This window comes from Hydrotalea flava (assembly GCF_001623405.1).
GTDB classification, from domain to species: Bacteria; Bacteroidota; Bacteroidia; order Chitinophagales; family Chitinophagaceae; genus Hydrotalea; species Hydrotalea flava.
Genome location: NZ_LUHG01000047.1, coordinates 1 through 5,918, shown reverse-complemented (window position 1 = coordinate 5,918; position 5,918 = coordinate 1). Strand labels below are relative to the sequence as shown.

The window sequence follows — 5,918 nt, the reverse complement described above, 5'->3', positions numbered from 1 at the left end:
ATCAGAAAAGAAAAATGGGGCTAATCAAAAAAATGAAAAAGCAAATCGGTAAATTTGAAATAACTAGCGAAGACTTGGGAATAGTAACTACTAATTTTTAACAACTATGTCTTACGTTAGTCAGAATGCGACACATCCAATTCTAGAAAATTGACGGACGATTATTGATTCGATTAAATATGCGTAACTTTGACTTATTCCATTTTTTCAAATGAATAGACTTGAAACATATACGCCAGACATTATTAAACTTTGTGAAACGCATAAGGTTAAAAGCTTGTATGCTTTTGGTTCAGTATTGACGAATAGCTTCAATAACGAAAGTGACATTGACCTAATTGTGGACTTTTCAAACATTGGGGTGGAAGATTATGCGGACAATTATTTTGACTTTAAATTTTCGCTACAAGATATTTTTAAAAGACACGTTGACCTACTGGAGGAAAAAGCGATAAAAAACCCATATTTCAGACAATCTGTTTTTCAACAAAGACAGCTTATTTATGGACAATGATATAAAATCATGGCTATATGATATTTTGAACGCCATCATGGAAATCGAAAGTTTCCTGAATGACAGTACAAAGGAATTTGAAAAGTATCAAAACGATTTGCGGACAAAGCGTGCTGTTGAAAGAAATATCGAAATAATTGGTGAAGCCCTAAGTAGAATTTTAAAAAAAGATGAAACAATTGTAATTACAAATTCCAGAAAGATTGTGGACACAAGAAATAGAATCATCCACGGTTATGACGCTGTTTCAGACGACATAATTTGGAGTATTGTAATTCGTCATCTTCCAATTTTGCAGGCTGAAATTGAATTATTGTTGAACGAGTAGACCGCACTACACACAACAAAAGGCTTGGGCGCTATGTCGGCGGACTGTAACGCAGCCACTCAGCTTCAGTTAGTTATCAGCCATAGTTCGGCCAGGCGACATTCTATCAGCTATTCGTTGTATTTTAAACTTTTGTATATTTATTCAGCAATCGTTCCCGGCTGACGGTTTTTCAAATTCCGCCACATCGCCAAGCCCGGGGCGTCAAAGGAACGTGGCGACAGAGATGAAAAGAAAAAGTTGAAGTTACAGTTGCAGGAAGTGAACAACCGGCTTGTAAAAGCAAGAGAATTGCTTTTATGCGGCGATATAGAAGGTGATGATTATCGGGCTATCAAATCTGAATGTGAGGGAAAGATTAATCGTCTGGAGGCAAAGCTGAAAGCTGCCGTGACTTTTCAAACAACGGTTGAGCCTTTATGGGATAAGGCGTTCAGCAACATTGCACAGCTTGATACATTTTATAGAGATGGTTCAGTAGAGCTAAAGCGAAAAGTAGTTGGTTCGATGTTCCCTGAAAATATCATATTCCACGGTTGCCAACATCGAACCAAAAGATTGAATGAAATCATCAACATTATTTCCTAATCGACAAGGAATTAAAGCCCAAAAAAAATAGGACAAGTCGTTTGAATTTTGACTTGTCCCATATGGTGACCCCGCAGGGACTCGAACCCTGGACCTACTGATTAAGAGTCAGTAGCTCTACCAACTGAGCTACGGAGTCGGTTAGGTGTGCAAATGTACGTATTATTGCAATAGTTGTTATGTTATGGATGTATAGACAATTTAATTTTATCATTCCTTTTTGCGCACCCATTTTCTTTGTACCTTAACCCTCCCTAAATTGCTTTCAACATGCATCCCCCTTCTGCCTACCGGATTTTCCCGTTAAGTGATACGGCTATTTCTATTGACTGGGGTAATACCATCGATGTAAACATTAATAACAAGGTGCAGGCCCTGTTCCAATGCTTTCAACATGAAAAAAAAGATTTTATCCGGGATGTGATTCCTGCATACAGCAATATCACTATCATATACAATCCGGTGATTTTATGGAAACAGGGAGTAGAAAACATAGATGATTATGTAAGAAAGTATGTGGAAGCAATATTGGTAAACTGTACAAACAGGCCTGTAGCTGAACAGCCCATTATACAAATTCCGGTATGTTATCATGCGGAAGTTGCACCTGATTTACAGGCATTTTGTGCTGCAAAAAATATAACAGAAGAAAAGTTGATTCAATTGCACAGCAGTGAAATATACCAGGTGTTTATGTTGGGGTTTTTACCCGGATTTGCCTATATGGGCACTGTTCCTGAAAGTTTGGCAATGCCCCGTAAAGCGCAACCAGCCACACAGGTGGCCGCAGGTAGTGTGGGCATTGCAGGTCGGCAAACTGGCATATATCCTTTTCAATCGCCGGGAGGCTGGCATATTATTGGCCAAACACCCGAAGCCATGTTTCAGCAAAACAGAAAACAACCTGCACTACTGCAACCCGGCAACCGGGTACAATTTGTACCCATTGATTTGTCAACTTATTATTCATTGAAACAAAATAAAAACACGTGTCTGTAGTTGTCATTAAACAGGGAATAGCCGATTCTATTCAGGATACCGGCCGATATGGATGGCAACATCTCGGCATTAATCCCGATGGTGCTATGGATAAAACGGCCGCAGCAGTAGCTAATATTTTGGTGAACAATGCCATGGAATGCCCGGTAATTGAAATGAGTTTTCCGGCCCCCGTTCTGTTGTTTGAACAACAGGCTTTAGTAGCGCTCAGTGGTGCCGATTTTTCTGCATGGGTAAATGATGTGCCCGTACCCTTGAATACGCCTTTCATTATTCAGAAAAATTGTGTGTTGCAATTCAGACAGGTAAAGGCGGGTGCCTGGTGTTATTTAGCCGTAAATGGCGGCTTTGTATTAGAGCCATGGATGGGAAGTTATAGTACCAATACCCTGGCCGGAAGCGGAGGGTATAAGGGTCGTTACCTGAAAAAGCACGATGAATTGCTTTTACAAGATGCAACAGATTACAGCGCTTTATTGGAGGGAAAGGATGTATATGTTTTTCACATTCAGGCCGATGCAAAACAATTGTATTTGAACCCTGATGCAATTCCTGTTATAGCAAGCAGAAACTGGAAGGCATTATCGCCGGAGGCACAACAACAGTTTCTCAACAACAATTATATCGTTCAGTCCAATAGTAACCGAATGGGCTATTACCTGCAAAGTGAGCCTATTTTACTCAACCCGCCATTCACGGTATTATCTACTGCCGTTACCAACGGCACCATACAATTACTACCGAACGGACAGTGTATTGTGTTGTTATCGGGTCATCAAACTACCGGAGGTTATCCCATTCCGGCAACGGTATGCAGTGCTGCTATTCCTACGCTGGCACAGGTAAGGCCGCATCAAATACTGAGGTTTCAAACAGTAACCCTGAAGTATGCACACCAACTCATGCAGCAGCAACACCTATATTTACTGCAATTGCAGTATGCCACACAAAATAAACTAAACGAATTATTTACAGCCTATGCTATCTATTGATCTGAATTGCGATTTGGGCGAAGGTATGAATACCGATGCCCTGCTGATGCCCTATATTTCCAGTGCCAATATAGCCTGCGGATTTCATGCCGGCGATGCTGCTACCATGCGCAAAACGGTAGCATTGTGTTTGCAGTATGGGGTTGCCATTGGTGCCCATCCCGGCTTTAACGACAAAGCCAATTTTGGCAGAAAGCCCATACCGTTAACCGAACCGGACTTATTGGTATTGTTACAACAGCAAATAGAAGCATTACAGCAAATTTGCGAAGCAATGGGTGCAACCCTGCATCATATAAAACTGCATGGGGCATTGTATAACATGGTATCGGCCGATGCTGCGTTTGCAGAAAGAGTAGCCAACATTTTGCATCATTTATATCCGCATTTATGGGTGTATGCACTCAGCGGCAGTTGTTTCATAAACGCCTGTAAAGCAAAGGGCTTACAAACGGCATCAGAGGTATTTGCTGATAGAACCTATCAGGATAACTGCCAATTAACACCGCGTTCAGCACCTCAGGCACTCATTGAAACAACGGAGGTGGCTTTGCAGCAAGTATTAACAATGATACAAAACAGGCAGGTAACAACCCTTTCGGGAAATAAAATATTCATTGCCGCCGATACGCTTTGCTTGCATGGCGACGGGGCACATGCAGTAGATTTTGCTAAAACCATTTATTATACACTCAAACAAAAAAATATTGGCATCCAAACCCTCTAAAACAAGTACAGCCATTATTGGTGCGGCTTTTTTAATGGCAACATCGGCCATAGGGCCGGGATTTTTAACACAAACCACCGTATTTACCAAACAACTGGGTGCGGCTTTTGCCTTTGTAATTGTAATTACTATTATAATAGACATTGCCGTACAGCTCAATATCTGGCGCATGATTACCATGAGCCGCCTGCGGGCACAAGATCTGGCCAATGAATTATTGCCCGGATTGGGTTATGTATTGGCCGCCATGATTGTATTGGGCGGCATAGCATTTAATACCGGTAACATTGCCGGTGCAGGGTTAGGTTTACAGGTATGTACGGGCTTACCTACCCCCATTGGTGCAGCCATTAGTGCCGCTATTGCTTTGTTTATTTTTTGGCAAAAAGATGCAGGCCGTGCCATGGATGTATTTACCAAATACATGGGCATATTGATGATTGTATTAACCTGTTATGTAGCCTTTGTAGCCCATCCGCCTGTTGCAGAGGCTTTGATGCAAATGGTATGGCCCGCCAAGGTGAGTGCACTGGCGATTATTACCATTGTAGGTGGCACGGTAGGTGGTTATATTTCTTTTGCGGGTGCGCATCGTTTATTAGAGGGAGGTATTACCGGTATTGATAATATTAAAAAAGTAAATAAGGGCGCAGTTTCTGGTATTGTGATAACCGGTATTATGCGCTTTGTTTTGTTTTTAGCCGCATTGGGTGTGGTGGTGCAGGGCAAGTTAATAGAGCCTACCAATCCTGCGGCATCAGTATTTAAAATGGCTGCCGGCCATTTGGGTTATTTCTTTTTTGGGATGGTTATGTGGGCTGCTTCCATTACATCGGTTATTGGGGCTTCCTTTACGGCCATTTCATTCATCAAAACATTTCATCCAGTTATTGAAGCGCATCAAAAAATTTGGGTATCGGGTTTTATTGTATTGTCGGCCGGCATATTTGAATGGGTGGGGCAACCGGTAAAAGTATTGGTAATGGCCGGCACCATGAATGGTTTTATTTTGCCGCTGGCACTTATTATTATATTGTTGGCTGCCGGCAAATCCCGAATTACCCGTAACTACCAACATGCATTATGGTTACAAATAGCCGGATGGCTGGTGGTGGCGGGAATGCTGTGGATGGTATTCATATTACATAAAGGGGAATAAAAAAATAGCATTACTATTACAGCAATGCTATAGCGTTATCATCAGTTTGTATTTTCTATTGCAATAATTTTTCTATATGCGTTAATTTACCATCGGCATTAAAACCTTCAATTATCATTTTTAGTTTTTTACTGATATCGTTATTATAAAAATCCAATTTCACCTGTGGACTTTTCTTATTGGTTAATACATAAGGGTTCCAATACAGGGTGCTTCTTACATCATTGCCAAACGCATCATTCGATTTGTCGTAATCAGGACTGAAGAATTGTTTAAACTTAGTATAACCGCCTAATATGGTATTGTCTAACCCCGGTGTATTGGCGTTGTTATTGCGTTTACTGTCATTACCTCGTTTGGTATAAATGGCAATGGCGCCACCACTACCTCCACCCATCGAGCCAAAGAAGGGTGGGCGAAATACTTTGATGTAGGCAATATCTGTAATGGGTAGGCTTTGTATCATATCGGGTTGTGCCGGGCTTTCATCCAGATATAAATCGGGTGTGCTGCCGCGCCAGGTTAAAGTGGGGGTACCACCGCCATAATTAATTTGTAAGCCGGCTACCTGCCCCTGCAGGTAGGTAAATACATCTAATGCACCATTAGCC

At 41.5% G+C, this 5,918-nt stretch carries 7 protein-coding genes, 1 tRNA gene and 1 pseudogene; 7 read left to right on the top strand and 2 right to left on the bottom strand.

Annotation, left to right across the window (positions count from 1 at the left end; genetic code table 11):
- Positions 1–211 precede the first annotated feature (211 nt).
- From A0F92_RS05375 to A0F92_RS05365, 3 genes are all read left to right on the top strand, one after another.
- A complete protein-coding gene (locus A0F92_RS05375) occupies positions 212–514 on the top strand; it encodes a nucleotidyltransferase family protein (protein WP_068242501.1) in 303 nt (100 codons plus the stop codon).
- Positions 504–842, top strand: coding sequence for a HepT-like ribonuclease domain-containing protein (locus tag A0F92_RS05370; RefSeq protein WP_068242498.1), 339 nt, complete (start codon positions 504–506; stop codon positions 840–842). Before A0F92_RS05375 ends, A0F92_RS05370 begins: the two co-directional genes overlap by 11 nt.
- A 240-nt stretch (positions 843–1,082) precedes the next feature.
- Positions 1,083–1,430 (top strand): hypothetical protein, encoded by a 348-nt coding sequence (locus A0F92_RS05365; RefSeq protein ID WP_167516831.1) that lies wholly within the window; start codon positions 1,083–1,085, stop codon positions 1,428–1,430.
- Between the two features lie 63 nt (positions 1,431–1,493).
- On the opposite strand, the gene A0F92_RS05360 is transcribed toward A0F92_RS05365, so the two are convergent.
- Positions 1,494–1,569: transfer RNA gene (locus A0F92_RS05360), tRNA-Lys, on the bottom strand.
- A gap of 131 nt (positions 1,570–1,700) precedes the next feature.
- Here A0F92_RS05360 and pxpB point away from each other — a divergent pair.
- From pxpB to A0F92_RS05340, 4 genes are read left to right on the top strand one after another with little or no spacing between them, the layout of a single operon-like run.
- Complete coding sequence (gene pxpB / locus A0F92_RS05355; RefSeq protein WP_068242492.1) at positions 1,701–2,429, top strand: 5-oxoprolinase subunit PxpB; 729 nt, start codon at positions 1,701–1,703, stop codon at positions 2,427–2,429.
- Positions 2,420–3,421 carry a 5-oxoprolinase subunit C family protein gene (locus tag A0F92_RS05350; RefSeq protein ID WP_068242489.1) on the top strand — a complete coding sequence of 334 codons (1,002 nt, stop codon included), beginning with the start codon at positions 2,420–2,422 and terminating at the stop codon, positions 3,419–3,421. The genes pxpB and A0F92_RS05350 overlap by 10 nt, the downstream gene beginning before the upstream one ends.
- Positions 3,408–4,148, top strand: a complete 741-nt coding sequence (locus A0F92_RS05345; protein WP_068242486.1) for a 5-oxoprolinase subunit PxpA — start codon at positions 3,408–3,410, stop codon at positions 4,146–4,148. Before A0F92_RS05350 ends, A0F92_RS05345 begins: the two co-directional genes overlap by 14 nt.
- Positions 4,129–5,307, top strand: coding sequence for an NRAMP family divalent metal transporter (locus A0F92_RS05340; protein ID WP_253810190.1), 1,179 nt, complete (start codon positions 4,129–4,131; stop codon positions 5,305–5,307). Before A0F92_RS05345 ends, A0F92_RS05340 begins: the two co-directional genes overlap by 20 nt.
- 55 nt (positions 5,308–5,362) lie before the next feature.
- Here A0F92_RS05340 and A0F92_RS05335 read toward each other — a convergent pair.
- Positions 5,363–5,918, bottom strand: a pseudogene (locus tag A0F92_RS05335) (hypothetical protein); the annotation flags it as partial.

Excerpts from the sequence above, each read along its gene's own strand:
- A0F92_RS05375 (WP_068242501.1), top strand. The coding sequence starts at position 212 with ATGAATAGACTTGAAACATATACGCCAGACATTATTAAACTTTGTGAA.
- A0F92_RS05370 (WP_068242498.1), top strand. The coding sequence starts at position 504 with ATGGACAATGATATAAAATCATGGCTATATGATATTTTGAACGCCATC.
- pxpB (WP_068242492.1), top strand. The coding sequence starts at position 1,701 with ATGCATCCCCCTTCTGCCTACCGGATTTTCCCGTTAAGTGATACGGCT.
- A0F92_RS05345 (WP_068242486.1), top strand. The coding sequence starts at position 3,408 with ATGCTATCTATTGATCTGAATTGCGATTTGGGCGAAGGTATGAATACC.